This is a genomic window from Leucobacter exalbidus, from assembly GCF_017834145.1.
Lineage (GTDB): Bacteria > Actinomycetota > Actinomycetes > Actinomycetales > Microbacteriaceae > Leucobacter > Leucobacter exalbidus.
Window position 1 is genome coordinate 2,949,949 of the sequence record NZ_JAFIDA010000001.1, and the last position, 16,209, is coordinate 2,966,157.

At 66.5% G+C, this 16,209-nt stretch carries 11 protein-coding genes; 3 read left to right on the forward strand and 8 right to left on the reverse strand.

From position 1 onward, the window contains the following. Nucleotides 1-50: 50 nt before the first annotated feature. Nucleotides 51-1,277 (reverse strand): MFS transporter, encoded by a 1,227-nt coding sequence (locus JOF28_RS13355; protein ID WP_209706259.1) that lies wholly within the window; start codon nucleotides 1,275-1,277, stop codon nucleotides 51-53. Between the two features lie 180 nt (nucleotides 1,278-1,457). Further along, nucleotides 1,458-3,011 carry a DEAD/DEAH box helicase gene (locus JOF28_RS13360; protein ID WP_209706261.1) on the reverse strand — a complete coding sequence of 518 codons (1,554 nt, stop codon included), beginning with the start codon at nucleotides 3,009-3,011 and terminating at the stop codon, nucleotides 1,458-1,460. Nucleotides 3,012-3,306: 295 nt separating this feature from the next. On the opposite strand from JOF28_RS13360, the gene JOF28_RS13365 reads away from it, so the two are divergent. Further along, the gene (locus JOF28_RS13365; RefSeq protein ID WP_209706263.1) at nucleotides 3,307-4,632 is read left to right on the forward strand and encodes an ATP-binding protein; all 1,326 of its coding nucleotides are present in this window, start codon (nucleotides 3,307-3,309) and stop codon (nucleotides 4,630-4,632) included. Here JOF28_RS13365 and JOF28_RS13370 read toward each other — a convergent pair. Continuing rightward, on the reverse strand, nucleotides 4,622-5,236 hold the full coding sequence (locus JOF28_RS13370) for a Pr6Pr family membrane protein (RefSeq protein ID WP_209706265.1): 615 nt from the start codon (nucleotides 5,234-5,236) through the stop codon (nucleotides 4,622-4,624). The genes JOF28_RS13365 and JOF28_RS13370 overlap by 11 nt on opposite strands. A 231-nt stretch (nucleotides 5,237-5,467) precedes the next feature. Between JOF28_RS13370 and JOF28_RS13375 the strand changes: the two genes are divergently transcribed. Continuing rightward, nucleotides 5,468-9,076, forward strand: coding sequence for a TM0106 family RecB-like putative nuclease (locus JOF28_RS13375; protein WP_209706268.1), 3,609 nt, complete (start codon nucleotides 5,468-5,470; stop codon nucleotides 9,074-9,076). A 36-nt stretch (nucleotides 9,077-9,112) separates the two neighbouring features. Here JOF28_RS13375 and JOF28_RS13380 read toward each other — a convergent pair whose 3' ends face one another. Further along, complete coding sequence (locus JOF28_RS13380) at nucleotides 9,113-9,751, reverse strand: HD domain-containing protein (RefSeq protein WP_209706270.1); 639 nt, start codon at nucleotides 9,749-9,751, stop codon at nucleotides 9,113-9,115. A 105-nt stretch (nucleotides 9,752-9,856) separates the two neighbouring features. On the opposite strand from JOF28_RS13380, the gene JOF28_RS13385 reads away from it, so the two are divergent. Beyond that, the gene (locus JOF28_RS13385; protein WP_209706272.1) at nucleotides 9,857-10,828 is read left to right on the forward strand and encodes a GlxA family transcriptional regulator; all 972 of its coding nucleotides are present in this window, start codon (nucleotides 9,857-9,859) and stop codon (nucleotides 10,826-10,828) included. Nucleotides 10,829-10,842: 14 nt separating this feature from the next. Here JOF28_RS13385 and JOF28_RS13390 read toward each other — a convergent pair whose 3' ends face one another. The 4 genes from JOF28_RS13390 to JOF28_RS13405 form a co-directional block, all read right to left on the reverse strand. Next, entirely contained in the window at nucleotides 10,843-12,360 is a 1,518-nt protein-coding gene (locus JOF28_RS13390; RefSeq protein WP_342452179.1) for a PucR family transcriptional regulator, read from the reverse strand. Then, the gene (locus tag JOF28_RS13395; RefSeq protein ID WP_209706274.1) at nucleotides 12,360-13,394 is read right to left on the reverse strand and encodes an S-methyl thiohydantoin desulfurase domain-containing protein; all 1,035 of its coding nucleotides are present in this window, start codon (nucleotides 13,392-13,394) and stop codon (nucleotides 12,360-12,362) included. The genes JOF28_RS13390 and JOF28_RS13395 overlap by 1 nt, the downstream gene beginning before the upstream one ends. Before the next feature lie 122 nt (nucleotides 13,395-13,516). Continuing rightward, nucleotides 13,517-14,623 (reverse strand): S-methyl thiohydantoin desulfurase family protein, encoded by a 1,107-nt coding sequence (locus JOF28_RS13400; RefSeq protein WP_209706276.1) that lies wholly within the window; start codon nucleotides 14,621-14,623, stop codon nucleotides 13,517-13,519. 2 nt (nucleotides 14,624-14,625) lie between these two features. Continuing rightward, nucleotides 14,626-16,173: a hydantoinase/oxoprolinase N-terminal domain-containing protein gene (locus JOF28_RS13405; protein WP_209706278.1), complete on the reverse strand. Its 1,548-nt coding sequence runs from the start codon at nucleotides 16,171-16,173 to the stop codon at nucleotides 14,626-14,628. Between the last annotated feature and the right edge of the window lie 36 nt (nucleotides 16,174-16,209).

Here is a 16,209-nt window from a genome sequence, read left to right on the forward strand (position 1 = left end):
GTGAAACGGCCCCCAATCGTGATGCTGGAAAGCGGTAATGCGCGATGCCGTTACGGCAGCGGGATGGTGACGGTGCCAGTCTCAGCGGGAGGCTCGATGACCCGCCCGCGAAGATCCGGAATCCACCGCATCGTCGCGATCGCAAAGATCGTGCCGATCATAATCAATGCGGCCGACACGACTATGGCGCCCTCAGCGCCGTAGGAGTCGATAGCGACGCCGGCGAAGGCTGATCCGGCGGCCACACCCACGAGCTGGCCAGTGCCCACCCAGCCAAATGCTTCGGCGGTTTCTGAGAAGCGCACCGTGGCGCTCACGATATTTGAGATCGCGGCGAACGCGGGGGCGGTGCCGATGCCGCCGAGGAACAAGACGGTGCCCAGCCACCAAATATTGAGGCTGAACAGGCAGGCGATGGTGCCCGCGAGCACGATCGTCATGCGCAGGGCGAGTGACCACGGGCGCATTTCGCGGTGGCCGAGCAGCAGCCCGCCCACGAGGGATCCGCCAGCGAACAGGGCGAGCACGATGCCCGATTCGAGGCTGCCGTGATCGTCGCCCGTTGGGCCGCGGAACGCCGCGACGATGCCGGCCTCGATGGCCGCGAATGAGGCCACGAAGAAGAAACCCACGACCGTGGAAATGATGACAGAGGGATAGCGCAGCACCGCGCCGAGGCCGCGCTTCGACGGGGGCAGGGTGAGCTTGCCCAGCGCGGGGCTCATGATGAACCAGGCGCCGCCGACGACCAAGAATGCTGCCGCGACCAGCAGGCCCACCACGGTGCCGAACTGCGAGGTGACGAGCACCGCAACGACGGGGCCGAGCACCCAGATCAGCTCTTGCGCCGAGGCATCGAGTGAGAACAGCGCCGAGAGCTGCTGGCCAGGCACGAGCTTGGGATAGATGGTGCGCACCGCGGGCGTGACCGGGGGCGTGGTGAGGCCCATCAGAAACGCGAGCGCCGCAAGCACGAAAATCGGCAGCTGTGTGAGCGCGATCGCCGCGAGCAAGATGGCGCACACAACCGAGGTCACCGCGAGCACGGGGCGCATGCCCCACTTGCCCATGAAGCGGCTGCTCAGTGGGCCAGAAACCGCCTGGCCGATGCTCTGCGTTGCGAGCACGATACCGGCTGAGGTGTAGTCGCCGTAGGCGAGCTGCACGTGCAGCAGCAAGATGATCGACAGCATCCCAAACGGGAATCGCGCCATGAGCTGAGAAAAGAGTACGCGAAAAACGCCCGGTGTTTTGCTCAGATCACGATAGATGCCCACCACAGGATTCTAGTGGTGTTGGCGGGCCGATCGGAGGGTGTGTCGCGGTGAACTTTCGGGGCACGCGACGGGGCCAATGAAAACAGCTCGGGGTGCCGAATCAATGATTCGGCACCCCGAGCTGGAATGCGGGTGAAACCCGCGGTCTAACGTTGCCGCGTGGGCGTCAGCGCTGAGCTATTAGCCCTGTGCGCGACGGCCCTGACGGCGCGCACCCTGCGGGGCAGAACCGCCGCGTGACTGCGGGCCGCCGCCTGAGCGCTGGTGTCCGCCGCCCTGGCCCGAGGGGCCCTGGCCGTTACGGCTCTGGCCGCCCTGGCCACCGCGTGACTGGTTGCGATCGCCCTGGCCACCCTGGCCTGAGCCAGCGGCGCCACGGCCACCCTGGCCGCCACGTGAGCGCTTACGCTTCGCGTTGGCGCCGGTCGAGCTGCCCTCGCCCGCGGGGGCGTGGCCGGCTGCGCGCTGCTGCGCGTTCTGTGCGGCCGCGCGCTTGCGCTCGGTCTCGCGGGGGTCAACGTGAGGGGCAACTTCACCGATGAGGTCGAGCACCTCGGGGGCAACGTTTGCCGACTTCGGGTTGACCTGCAACGGCGTCACGTTGATCTTGGCTGCGCGCATGATCGAACGCATTTCGCCGCGCTGCTCGGGGAGCACGATGGTGACGACGTCACCCTCGTTGCCTGCGCGCGCGGTACGGCCCGAGCGGTGTAGGTATGCCTTGTGCTCAACGGGGGGATCGATGTGTACGACGAGGTCGACACCGTCAACGTGCACACCACGGGCGGCGACGTCGGTGGCGACGAGCACGCGTGAGTCGCCGGCCACGAACTCGGCGAGGTTACGATCGCGTGCGTTCTGCGACAGGTTGCCCTGCAGCTCGACCGCGGGGATACCGCGCTCGGTGAGCTGCTTGGCGAGCTTCTTGGCCTGGTGCTTCATGCGGGTGAAGAAGATGCGGCGGGCGGTGCCGCTCGCGAGCGCCTCAATGAGGGCATCCTTTGAATCCTTGCCCGACACCTCGAACACGTGGTGCGTGAGCTGCGGCACCACCGAGTCGGCCGAGTCGACCGAGTGCATGATGGGGGAGTGCAGGTACTTCTTGACGAGGTTGTCCACGCCGTTGTCGAGCGTCGCGCTGAACAGCAGACGCTGGCCCTGCTTGGGGGTCTTGTTCATGATGCGCGTGACGACGGGCAAGAAGCCCATGTCGGCCATGTGGTCGGCCTCGTCGAGCACGGTGATCTCGACGCCGTCGAGGCTGATGACACCCTGCTTCATGAGGTCATCGAGGCGACCGGGAGCGGCCACGACGATGTCGATGCCACCCTCGAGTGCTGCCTCCTGGCGACGCTGAGGCACGCCACCGAAGATGGTGGTGACCTTGATGCCTACGGGATCAGCGATCATCTTGATGGCTTCTGCGAGCTGCGTGACGAGCTCGCGGGTGGGGGCGAGCACGATGCCACGGGGGCGGCTCGGGCGACGCTTCTTCGCTGCGTCCTCCATCAGGTTGGCAACGAGGGGGATGCCGAATGCGATCGACTTGCCTGAGCCGGTGCGGCCGCGGCCCAGCACATCCTTGCCCGCGAGGGTGTCAACGAGGGTGTCGCGCTGAATGGGGAACGGCTCGGTCTTGCCGTTCTTTGCGAGCGCTTCTGCGATCGCAACGGGCACGCCGAGATCGATGAATGAGGGGGTGGTTGCTTCGGTCACTGGGACCTTTCCTGCCATGGCAGCGCTGCGATGCAGCTCCGGATCACGCCCGATGGGCGCGCCAAAGCCGCTGAAATCACGCGTCGCTGCTGAAGTGTCGAGTGCGCGGGATCGCGCATCCGTTCGCCGCTGATCGGGCCGAACGGCGCCCAGGCTCTGTGAGCGGGCGGTGCGGTGAGTGCGACGCGTGGCGTGGAACGCCAACCTGTCGAGCCTACCTGATTGTGGACAGAAGCACGAGCACCAGTTTTTGGTGCGCAGGGCGGGGCTGAAATACTTCGTGGCGGGTGCGCGCGCATGGCATGATCTGTGTATGGGACGCATCTCGATTCGAGAGTTTTATGATGATGACCTCGACGCCGTCGTCGGGTTGTGGTGGGAGGCGCGCGCTTCGAGCGAGCACCCCGTGTACTCGCTCAACGAGGTGACAGCTTCGTGCCGCGAGGATCACGCCGTGGTCGCCGTGCACGACGGCAAGGTGATCGCCGCGGCGGTCGGCCGCGCCGCGCACGCCCAAGGGTGGATTGTGTTCTTCGGCATCAGTGAGCATTCGCGCTCTGAAAACGTTTCGGGCAAGCTGCTTGACGCGCTTGAGCGCAAGATGGCACCGCTTGGGCTGAGCACGCTGAGCGTGCTGATTCCCGAGGGCGGCAGACTCGATCTACTCACCTCGAACGGGTTCCAATCGCGTGATGCGCTGCGCTACCTCGAACGCCAGATGCCGGTGCAGCGGCGCGAACTTGAACTGTTGAAAGATGTGGGCGGGCGTATTTTGCCGCGGCATCTGTGGGAGAAGGTTGCAGGGATGCGCGGCGAGAAACAGCTGCTCGAGGAGCGGCTGGTCGCACCCCTGGCCGAGCCCGATCTCGCCGACCGATACGGCGTTGTGCCACCCCGCGCGGTGATGCTGTTTGGCCCGCCCGGCACCGGCAAAACCACCTTCGCGAAGGCAATCGCGTCGCGGCTCGATTGGCCGTTCGTGGAGGTGTTTCCGTCGCGGCTGGGCGATGGCAATACGTCGATGGCGGCGACGCTGCGCAGCGTATTTGAACGCATCGGTGAGCTTGAACACGGCGTTGTATTTATCGATGAGGTGGAAGAGATCGCGTCGCAGCGCAGCGATCCGCCGACCCCCACGCAGGGCGTCACCAACGAGCTGCTGAAGATCGTCGCCGACTTTCGCGATCGTGACGGCATGCTGCTGATCTGCGCCACCAACTTTGTGCGGGGTCTTGACGCGGCGCTGATGCGGCACGGCCGCTTCGACTACGTATTGCCGATCGGGCTGCCCGACGCCGAGGCTCGTGGCGCAATCTGGCGCCGGTATGTGCCCGAGGAAATCGCGCACGACATCGACTTTGCTGGCCTGGTGGCCCACAGCGACGGCCTCACCCCCGCCGATATTGAGTATGCGGCCAGGCGGGCGTCGCAAGATGCGCTGGCGCGGGCATTGCGCGCGCAGCACGACGGCGCAGCGGGAGAACTGGGTGCTAGCGGAGAACGTATCCACGCGTCACAGCGCCCGACTGACCTCTCAACGAGCGACTACCTTGAGGCCCTCAGCCACACGCGTGCGACGATCTCTGACGAGCAGCAGCAGTCGTTCCTCGAAGACATCGAGACGCTCGCTAGGTTGTAAGGCTGGGGCTGGGCAGCCTGCTGAGCCCCCACACCGCGGTGGCCGCGACCACCAGCGCGAGTAAGAGCCCCGCCATGTGCAGCATGAGGGAGGCTGCGCCGTGCTCGGGCAGCAAAAACCCGTAGGGCACCCAGCCATCGGTGGCACCGCGGGTGAGCACGACGGCCATCCACAGCAGCGGGTAAGGCAGCACGATCCACAGACGGCGCCAGGGCAGCACGCCGCGGTCTGGCACGACCGCCCAATCGATTAGCACCCACGCGGGAAACACGATGTGCAAGATGGCGCTCGCCCATGCGGGCGCTGATCCGGTGCCGGGCACCAGCGTGTTGTAAATCACCGCGACAATGATCATGCACGCGACTGTCACCGCCCGCACCGAAGCGAGCCAGGGGAGCGCCGCGCGCCCCGCGAGGGAGCGCACGCCCGTGCAGATTAACGCCGCGCAGGCGAGCAGGCTCGTTTGGTTGGTGAAGTACCCAAAGAAGTCGAACGGGTTGGGGGCGCCCGCGGCTGCCTCACGCAGGTACAGATAGATCAGCAACCCGATGACGGCGAGGCCGAGCACCACACGCACGATCGAAACGGCTTTCGGTGGGCGCATCTCAATCCTCCGTGAAGTGTGTGGGCGCGTAGGTGTCTGGGCGTGAACGAATGAAACGGCAGCTTAGCAATGACCGCCGACGGTGAAGCTGCAAACGCGCGAAGCCCGCCGCCGCTGATGCTGTGGCCGACGGCGATGCTACCGCTGACGGCGATGCCGCGGCCGCAATGTCACCCGTCTGCCCTAGGGTCGAAGATGACAGCGGTGCCGGGGCAACGAGAGGGAGTCTGCGTGTTCATTCAGCAGCGAGAGACCGGGGGCTCACGCCTCGTAACGAGCGCGAGTGACCTGTCGGCGGCGAGCGCCTGCGAGTTCGCGTTTTTGCGTCGCGCAGACGTCAAGTTTGGGCGCGACGTGACGGTGCCGGCCGATGACGACCCGATGCTGGCGCGTGCCGCGAAGCTGGGCGACGCGCATGAGGAGCGCACGCTCGAGGCCTACCGCGTTGAGTTTGGTGCCGCGGTGCCGCGGGTCGCGGGCGGTGTCGCTGAGATCGCGCGCCCCGATTCGATGCGTGAAGAAGCGCTGGTGCAGCGGCAGGCCGAAACCGTTGAAGCGTTGCGCGGCCGGGCCGAGGTCGTGTTTCAGGCGACGTTCTTTGATCCGGAGCAGCGGGCAGCCGATGCTGCGGGTGCCCCCGAGATCGGGTTTGTGGGGTTCGCTGACTTTTTGCGGTTGGCTGCTGACGGTAGTTATGAGGTGCAAGACACGAAGCTTGCGCGGCGGGCGCGCGTGACTGCGCTGATGCAGTTGGCGGCGTATGCCGAGCAGCTTGAACGCGTGGGCGTGGGAGCGGCCGCTGAGGCCGTGCTGATTTTGGGTGACGGGGCCCGGTCGGTGCACAAGATCTCTGACATTGCGCCGGTGTTTCGGTCGCGGCGTGCGCGCTTACATCAGATTCTGACCGAGCGTGCGCTCGCCGTGGGAGCCGACGGGCGCACCGAATCTGCGGCGCCGGTGGCGTGGGGCGACCCGGGCATCGCCGCGTGCGGGCGGTGCGAGGTGTGTGAGCCCGAGATCCTCGCGCACCGTGACCCGCTGTTGATCGCGGGTATTCAGCGCAGCCAGCGCGACCGCTTCATCGCCGCCGGGTACGAGACCATCGAGCGGGTGGCGACGCTGAGCGACCCGATCGTGGCCGCGGGGGTATCGATTGATGGTGTCTCGCCGCGTGTGCTTGAGCGCATTGCCGCGCAGGCCGATGTGCAGGTGCGCGCCGCCGCCGGGCAGGTACCGCCGGTGAAAGTGATTGATGCGGGGGCGCTCGCCGCATTGCCCGAGCCCAACCCCGGTGACCTGTTCTTCGATTTTGAGGGCGACCCCATGTACCGGGAGCCCGGGGCACAGGCGAGTGCGCGGTGGGGGATCGATTACCTCTTTGGCATGGTGGATGTGCGCGAGCAGTTCACCCCGCTGTGGGCGCATGATCTTGACGCCGAGAAGCAGGCGCTCATTGATTTCTTGGCGCTCGTGCGTGAGCGCCGTGCCGCATACCCTGGCCTGCGGATCTACCACTACGCCGCGTATGAGCGTGCGCACCTCACGAGTATCGCCGCCCGGCACGGGGTGGGCGAGGCCGAGGTTGATCAGTTGCTGCGCGAGCACGTGCTCGTCGATCTGTATCCGATCGTGCGGGGTGCGTTGCGCGTGGGGTCGCGGTCGTATTCGATTAAGAAGCTCGAGCCGTTGTACATGGGCGATGAGTTGCGTGATGAGACCGGTGTGGTGAGTGGGGCGCAGTCGGTGACGGAGTACGCCGAAGCGAGTGCGCAACTGGCGGCGGGCGATGCTGCGGTGCGGGCGGAGGGGCAGCGCAGGCTTGATGCGATTGCCGATTACAACCGCTACGACTGCGTCTCGACGCTGCGGCTGCGTGATTGGTTGCTGTCGCTCGCTGCCGAGCATGGCATCTTTCCGTATGCTCCGGCCGAGCTCGCCGATCTTGATACCGGGGCCGGCCCCGATCTCAGTGCGAGTGCGACGGGCGAAGAACTGCTGCGCCTCGCCGGCTTGGCAGATGATCAGGCAGAGGCCCAGGCCCTCAGGCTTGCGGCGAGCGCGATTGATTACCATCAGCGTGAACAGAAGTCGTTTTGGTGGGCGCACTTCGCTCGCCTTGTCGACCCGATCGAGGACTGGGCAGACACCCGTGACGTGCTGATCGTTGATGCGTCGCAGAGCTGGGCGACCGAGACCTGGCATCGCCCGCCCCGGGCGCGCACCGATCGCCGTCAGCTGCGGTTGCGCGGTGCGATCTCGCCCGGCAGCTCACTGCGCGGGGGCGACATCTATCTCGTGTACGCCTACCCGGCGCCCTTCCCACAGCCCGGGGCGGCTCCCGGATCGCGCGGTGCCCGTCGCGCCAAAATTATTGAGCGCTTCTCAGATGGTGTGGTTGTCGAAGAGACCCTCGCCGCGGGGGTTGAACAGTTCAGCGAACTTCCGATCGCGGTGGTGCCCGGCCCGCCGCCGCCCGCTGGTGCGCAGAAGGAAGCCATCGAAGAATGGGGCCGTGACCTTGCGGCGGCCCGCGCTGCGGGAACACCCTTCAACGACGCAGTGTATGAACTGCTGCGACGGGTACCGCCCACCATCGACGGCGGTCTCGCCGCCGTGGCTGACACAGACGATGGCGCCATTACCGCCGTGGTGACGAGCCTCATCGGCATGACGCGCTCGGCGCTCGCCGTACAGGGCCCGCCCGGCACCGGTAAAACATATCTCGCATCGCGCGTGATTAAGCGCCTGGTGGAAGAGCGGCGGTGGCGCATTGGCGTCGTCGCCCAGTCACACAAGGTCGTCGAGAACGTGCTCACTTCGGTGGTCGGCGCGGGGGTGGCCGCAGAGCTCGTAGCGAAGGTGCCGCAGGGCTCCAAGCTTGCAGAAGATGCGCCGCAGCCCGAGTTCACGGTGCTCGCGGCGAACGGGCACGCTGCGTTCATGAGTGAGCATGAGCGCAGCGGCTTTGTGATCGGTGGCACCGCGTGGGACCTCAGCAACGAGAAACGATTCGCGCGGAGAAGCCTCGACCTGCTCGTGATCGATGAGGCCGGGCAGTTCTCGCTCGCCCCCACGATCGCAGCCTCAGTGTCGGCCGACCGGGTACTGCTGCTGGGCGACCCGCAGCAGCTGCCCCAGGTATCGCAGGGCACCCACCCCGAACCTGTCGACACCTCGGCGCTGGGCTGGCTCATCGGCGGGCACGACACCCTCGCCCCCGAGCTGGGCTACTTCCTCGCCGATACCAGGCGCATGCGCAGCGAGCTCGCCGACGTCGTGTCAGAGCTCTCCTACGAAGGCCGGCTGCGTGCACACCCGAGCTCGGCCGACCGTGAGGTGTTCGGCGCCGGGCCCGCAGGCCTCACCTGGCATCCGGTCACCCACGCCGGCAACTCGAATCATTCACCCGAGGAAGCCGCCGAGGTCGTACGCGTGGCACGCACCATGCTGGCCGGTGAACTCGCTGAGGGGTCACGGCCCGCCCGACAGCTCACCCCGCACGACGTCATCGTGGTGGCCCCCTATAACGCGCAGGTGGAGTGCGTGTCAGCGGCGCTCGCCGCAGCAGGGCTGAGTGAAATACGGGTGGGTACCGTCGACAAGTTTCAGGGGCAAGAAGCGGTGTTTGCGATTGTGACGCTTGCCGCCTCAAGCCCCGAAGACGTGCCGCGCGGCCTCGACTTCCTGCTGATGCGCAACCGTCTCAACGTGGGGATTAGCCGGGCGCAGTGGTCGGCCCACATGGTCTCCTCAGACCGGCTGGGAGCGGGCCTGCCGGGCACCGTTGAAGGTCTCACCGCACTCTCGGGCTATCTGCGGCTGCTGGAGCGGGCGCAGTAGCGCGGTAACGCGGTGAGGCCGGGCTCGCGGTGGAGACTACTCAGACCACGCTGAGCCCTGAATGACCTCTACGAAGTCACCGCGCGTGAACCCGGGTACGAAGTGGGCGAGCACATCGGCCTTGACGTTGCCGAAGGTGGTGTCTGGCCGGTCCTTGAGGCCCTCGGTGAACGCGGCAAGAATGCGATTCTTGAAATCGGGGCGGGGGTGCGCGTCGACGATCGCCTGGCGCTGCTCGTCGGTGACGGTCTCAAAGCCGAGACCGAGCACGTCGAGCTCAACGCCTCGCGTGACGAGCGCGATCTCGGGGGCCATGTGCAGCGGGATCTCGGGGGTGGTGTGGAGGGCGATGGCGGCCCACACCGTGTCGGCGTCGGCGTCGCTGATTCCGTATGACTGGAGGAACTTGCGTGCCTCATCGGCGGCATCGATCTCAAAGCGCTGGTCGGTGCGCTTGAACGTGTCGGTCAGCCCGAGGTCGTGGAACATTGCGCCCACATACAGCAGCTCGGGGTCGTATGACAGACCCTGCTGCTGGCCACGCAGCGCACCGAACAAGAACACCCGGCGCGAGTGATTGAATACGAGTTCTGAAGCGACATCCTGTACCAGCGCGGTCGCGGCCTGTGCCATTTCGCTATCGGGAATCAGAATTCCGGCAATTGACTGAGTCATGTGGGGTCCTTTCAACGGAGGGTGCAGCCTGTCTCACCTCAAGAATCGCAAGATCTGTTAGCGTGTGCGTATGTCTTTTATGACCAGTAACCCTCGAAATCAGACATGATGCACCGCATCGGGCTCGTGGTATTCGACGGCATGACGCTGCTTGATGCCAGTGGGCCAGCAGAGGTGTTTCGGCTGTCCGATCGGCCGGGCACCCACTATGAGATGACCATTGTGTCGCCGTCGGGTGGCGCGATCAGGTCATCCTCGGGGATCGAGATTGCCAGCACGGCAAGTGGCCAGCTCGACACTGTTGACACCCTCATCGTCGTGGGCGGGGAGAACCTGGTCGAGCAGCCGCTTTCCGCCGACTTGCTGGCCACGACCGCCCGGCTCGCCGAGGGCGCAAGCCGGGTGGCATCGGTGTGCACCGGAGCATTCGTGCTCGCCGAACTGGGCCTCTTGAACGGCCGACGTGCCACAACCCACTGGCGCTATGCGGCCGAGCTCGCGAGGCGTTACCCGCTGATTCGGGTGGAGCCCGACGTGATCCACATTCGCGACGGCAGATACTTGTCATCGGCAGGCATTACGGCCGGAATCGATCTTGCGCTCGCGATGGTGGAGGACGACACCGGGGCGGAGGCCGCACGAACGGTCGCGCGCGAGCTCGTGATGTTCATGCAGCGGCCGGGCGGCCAAAGCCAATACTCCTCGGCGCTGCGCCGGCCAGCGGTCGACAACGAACCGCTGCGGCGCCTCATGGACGCGGTGATCGCCGCCCCGGGTGAGGAACACACGCTGCCGGCGATGGCGCAGCTGGTCGGGGTGAGCACGCGTCACCTCAGCCGGCTCTTTCAAACCGAAGTGGGCACCACGCCCGCGCGCTGGCTTGAAGAGATCAGGGTGGATGCGGCCCGCGCCCTGATCCTCGAGGGGCACCCGGTAAGCCAAGCCGCTCAGCTGAGCGGCTTCGGCTCAGATGAAACACAACGGCGCGCGTTTGCGCGCCACCTGGGCACGACACCCAGTACCTTTCGCGACCGCTTCGCCACCACGCGAGCGGCCACCAGGCAGGGCCAGGAGTAACCGAAAGCGCCCGGCTACGCCCCGAGCACGGCCCGGCAGGCGAGATGCAGCGCGAGCCTCGTGTCGGGCGACGTGAGGTCAGCACCGATGAGTTCTTGCGCGCGGTGCACGCGCAGCGCCACCGTGTTGCGGTGCAGCCCGAGCGCGGTGGCCGTCGCCTGAATACCCGATTCGTGATCGAGAAACACCGCGAGGGTGTCGAGCAGCTCGGGAGCCTCGGCGAGCAGCGGGGCGAGCAGCGACTCCGCCGCGGGCAGGAACGTGTCGTTGCCGGTCCACGCGAGCAGCAGCTGCTCAAGCCCGAGGCTGTCCACGCGCACGAGATACCCGCTGCTCGAACGGGTGAGGGCGATCTTCGCGGCATCGGCCGCCTCGCTCAGGGTGCGCGTGAGACCGGCCTCACCGCTCTGCATCGACCCGATGCCCATCGCCACATCGCGGGTCACCCGCAGCCGCTGGTGCGCACGATGCAGCGCAGAAGCATACGTTTCCACCTGGCTTGATGTGGGCGGTTCGACGAGGCTCAACCAACCCAGCACGCTCTGACCGCTGGGCGCCGCGTGCGCCTCAACCGAGATCTCGCTGAGCTCGTGGGTGACGGCGCGCACCAATCCCGCGGGGTCCACCCGGCCGCGCGGGGTGAATTGAAACCCGACATGGTAGCCGCTCGTGCGCCAGCCGCGCTCCGACATACGGCGCTGCACATCGGCGTCACGGGCCCCGCGCAGATCAACGAAGTCGCGCAGCAGATCGGCCGAAGACGAGGCGTGGTTCATCATCGCGAGCTCATCGATGAGGATGCGCGCCGCGACCGCGGGCATCATGATCTCGGTGACGATCGAGAGCGTGCGCAGCTGGGTGTCGCTGATGCCCTGCCCAAACACGACGAGCCTGAGCCCGGATCGCGACGAGCTATCCACCCGCACCGATGCCGCGGCGTCCGCCCCCACCCGCGCCACACTGATCCACGGTGAGAACTCGATGGCAGCGTGCAGCTCGGGGGCGAGACTGCCACCGGTTTGTTGCACGGGCCCGCCCGTATCAACGAGGGCGATGCCGTGGCCGATGGCGGCGGCGAGGTGCCCGAGCAGATCGGAAAGATCGGCGGCGGGGTACTCGAACGCCTGCGCCACCTTGCGCACATAATCAATGGTGAGCGAGTCGCGTGCTTGCTGGAGCTGCCAGCACGCGCGCGCCAATTCGTAGGGGCGCGAGACATCGAGGAGAGTGACCCCCAGCCGGGTGGCGAGGGTGCGGGCCCCTGATCCGGCGCCGCTTGCCAGCGGAGCTGAGATCGCGGCGAAATCGCGGTCGCGCACCCGGCGCACGAGGGAATCTTGCTGCCATGACGCCGTGGGAAACGGATCGGTCAGAATCAGCAGCCCGGCCTCGGCCACGCTCTCGGTGTCGACCGCAACCTCGAGCCATGACCCGGTCTGCGGCCCGGCGACGTAGCGCAGGCCGCCGTTGTCGGGGTGCGACAGCAGCGACGACAGATCGATGCTGACCAGGGGAGTGCGGGCAAAAGACACTAGGCGGGGTCCAATCCGTGAATGCCGTACGCGGCGGGGGAGACCTGGGCGATGCGATGGGGTGCCGCACGCCACCAGTCGTCTGCGGGCACAGAGAGGACCGCGACGTCTTGGTGCGCGGTGAGCGCGGTGACCTCGAGCACCTCGCGAGAGCGGGCATCGATCGCGACAATGAAATCGGGGGCCGCGGCCACCGGGGCACCGTCGACCAGCACGGCGAGGTATTCCGAGCGGGCGACGAGGCGAATGACCTCGCCCGAGGCGCCGCTGATTTCGGCGGCCAGCATGTGGGGATCGTGCAGGTCTTGTGAGATTTCGAGCACGCGGCCGTGGCCCAGCAGCGTGCCGCCGAGCTGGCGCGCGAGATCGTCGAGCGAGCCCGGCTGCGGGTTCAACAGCGCAGCCCCGAAGGTGCGTGACCGGGCCAGATGCCCGTGGAGGGCGTGCTCCAGCAGATCGCCCACCGTGAACCCGGCGATCACGATCGAGCCGACACCGCCGGCCTGAATGATCGATGCGCGCATCAGGGCATCGACGTCTGAGGCGCGGTCTGACTGGATGATGGAGACGCCGCCGGCGCCGGTGGTGCAGACCGCGAACAGCCCGGGGACGCCGTCGAGAAACAGGCTCACCCGGTCGATCGTGGGCACCGCGCGCCCCGAGCAATCGGCGTCTACTACCGTGCGATGTTCGGCAAAGAGAAACGGGGTGAGCGCGTTCGCGCCGCCACCCTCGATCGAGCACACCGCTTCGAGCGGGGCACCCACCCACCGCTCGGCGGCGGCGATGAGCGGGGTGAAATCGTCGAGACCGGGCAACCGCTCGCTCATGAGCATCGTGGAGCCAGCGAACGCCGGGGCGAAACACGGGGTGCGTGGGTCGAGATCGGCGGCCGCGGCCACCGCGATCGGGCTGGTGAAGACGTGCCTGAGCATGGACTCGACGACGCGGGGTGAGCCGCCTCCGCCCGAACCGCAAAAAGAAGCCCCCGCAGCGATGAGCGGCAGGTCTGCCGGTATTACTGTGAGGGCCATAGCTGTTAAGCGTAGAGGATCGGCGGGGGCGCACTGTGGCGGCCCCGCCGATCGCGCGTGGTCGGTTCCACACGGGTGTTCATTTGATGCTGCTGCTGACGCGTGTTACTTACGCGTGCTGCTTACGCGATGCCGTCGGAGTCGGCGATCGGTACGCCAGCGCGCACGCTGCCGTCGAAGCGGGTCGGCTCGGTGTCGTAGCCGAAGTACCGCGGCCCGACCATCTCGATGGCGGCGGGCGAGTGCCACCGCTCATCGGCGGGGGCCGAGATTACGCGCACGCGCTGCCCGTAACGCAGCCCCTCGGTGGTGATGGGCTCACCGCTTTCAAAATCGAGCACCATGATGAGGTCGGGGGTCGTCGTGAGGACAACGCCGTTGAGCTCGGCCATGAGGTGCTCGTTTTGGAATGACAGGGTGAACGTCGAGTCACCCTCAATGATCGTGGCGCGACCGCGCGCAAAGCCCGCGGTGGTGGCGCGCTCAACGTCAACGACCTTGCCGCCAAACAGTGACCGACCGCCGAGGGTCTCTACGAGGCCATCGACCGGGTCGGTTTTGGCCACGCGGGCCTCAACGATGCTGCGGCCGAGTGCGGCGCACAGCGTCAACGAATCGGGCACGAGCGCCTTGCGGGCCATAACACCGTTCATCTGGAACGCCGAGAGCATGATCGAGCAGCCCATTTCGACGGCGGCGACGCGAATGATGCGCTCACCCCAGGCGTTGTTGATGGTGCGCAGCACCCCGATGTTGCCCTTTTCGTCGGCGTAGGCGAGCGGCGAAGCCGACACCCCATAGAGCGTGGGCAGCACCATCTGTAGCTCGGGGAACGCCCGGCCCATGCCGTCGGCATCGAGCAGCGGTAGGTTCATCGCGGCGGCCGCGGCGATCGGAATGGTGGAGTTCACGCCTCCCACCTCGATGCACATCAGGTGGGTGATGGGGCGCCCGTAGTGCTCGCTGAGCTCTTGCACGGGGCTCATGATTTCATCGAGGCTCGGCAGCTTCTCGACCATCACGGTGGGGGCGCCGAGCATCGAGATGCAAGCGATGACGGCGTCATCGGGCACCTCGTCGAGCGACACCACGGTGACGTCGCCGTGACGACGCAGCGCCTCTTTCGCGAGGAGCCCACCGATGTAGGGGTCGCCGCCGCCGCCGGTGCCCAAAAGCGCTGAGCCGCGGGCGAGATCATCAATGTCTTCCAGCTTTATTGTCCAGCTCATGATTAGCCCTCCATGTCGAGGTCGCCGACTGCCTTCACCCGAATGCGCGTGGCATTGCCGGGGAGGTAAGGGATCGGAACTTCGTCGAAATCGATGATTGATACGGTTGACGGCTTGGCGCCCGCGGCGACCGCCTTCTCGACGGCTTCTGCGCGCACATCGATGATGGTCTGCTCGCGCTGCCCCGGATCGATCGAGTACACCTTGTCGATCTCGCCACCGACCTGCGCGATCGAGGCGCCGATGGCGTTCGCCACGGCATAGTTCTCGGGCTTCAGTACCGTGCCAAAGAGCGGCAGGGTGTCGGGCAGCAGCACTGACCCGCCGCCCACGGCGACCACCTGAATGGGGTCAGGTGAGGTGCGCATGCGGTCAACCGCGTCAGAGATGCGCTCGGCGATGCGGTCGAGCACGCGCTGCACGAAGGCTGGGTCGAGGTGCGCCACCTTCGAGACGTCGCCGATGTTGGCGCGGCCCGCGGCCACGGCGATATCGGTGGCGGTCAGGGTATCACCGCCAAACACGAGCGCGTCGGTGGTGATGCGGTAGCCCACTGATTCGGGGCCCACCTCGGCGGTGGCTTCGTTGACGATGCTGCCGCCGCCGATGCCGAGCGACAATACGTCGGGCATGCGGAAGTTGGTGCGCACCCCGGCCACCTTCACCTCATTGGCGGTCTCGCGGGGGAAGCCGTTGATCAGCAGCCCGACGTCGGCGGTGGTGCCACCCACATCGATGACCGCGCAGGTGCTGAGGCCACTGGTGAGAGCCGCCCCACGCATGGAGTTGGTGGGGCCCGATGCAAACGTCGCCACGGGGTAGCGGCGCACAAAGCTTTCGTCCATGAGCGTGCCATCGTTCTGGCTGAGGAAAATGGGCGCGTCGATGCCCTCTGCGCGCACCGCAGCCGTCAGGCCATCAACAATTTCGGCGGCAAGCTCGCGCAGCGCTGCGTTGATTACGGTCGCGTTCTCGCGCTCGAGCAGGCCGATGCGGCCCACCTCGTGAGACAGCGAAATGGCCACGTCGTCGCCGAGTACCTCGCCGATGATGCGGGCGGCTTCGACCTCGAGGTCGTGATTCACGGGGCTGAACACCGACGAAATGGCGACCGAGCGAATGCCGTTGGCGCGCATATCTTCGGCGTGCGCGCGCAGCTCTTCGGGATCAATCGGGCTGATCGGGCGGCCGTCGAACTCGTAGCCACCGTGCGCCAAGTAGCTGCGTGCCTGAATCGCGCCCTTGAGCTCTTCGGGCCAGTCCACGAGCGGGGGCAACGCCTTCGTCGCGGGGAGTCCGAGGCGCAGCGCGGCGGTGGGAGCGAGGCGCTTAGCCTGCACGAGCGCGTTAATGAAGTGGGTGGTGCCGATCATCACCGCGGTGATCTCTGCGCCCTCAAAGTGGTGCTCGGCGCGCAGGCCTGAGATCGCCTGCACGATGCCACTGGTGACATCTTCGGTGGTGGAGTGCTTGATGCCCACCAGTGTGCGGGCGCCCTCCATGAGCGCGGCGTCTGTGTTGGTGCCGCCGACGTCGATACCGATATGCATGGTGTCTCTTTCTGTCGTTGTAGAGCGTGAAAGTGG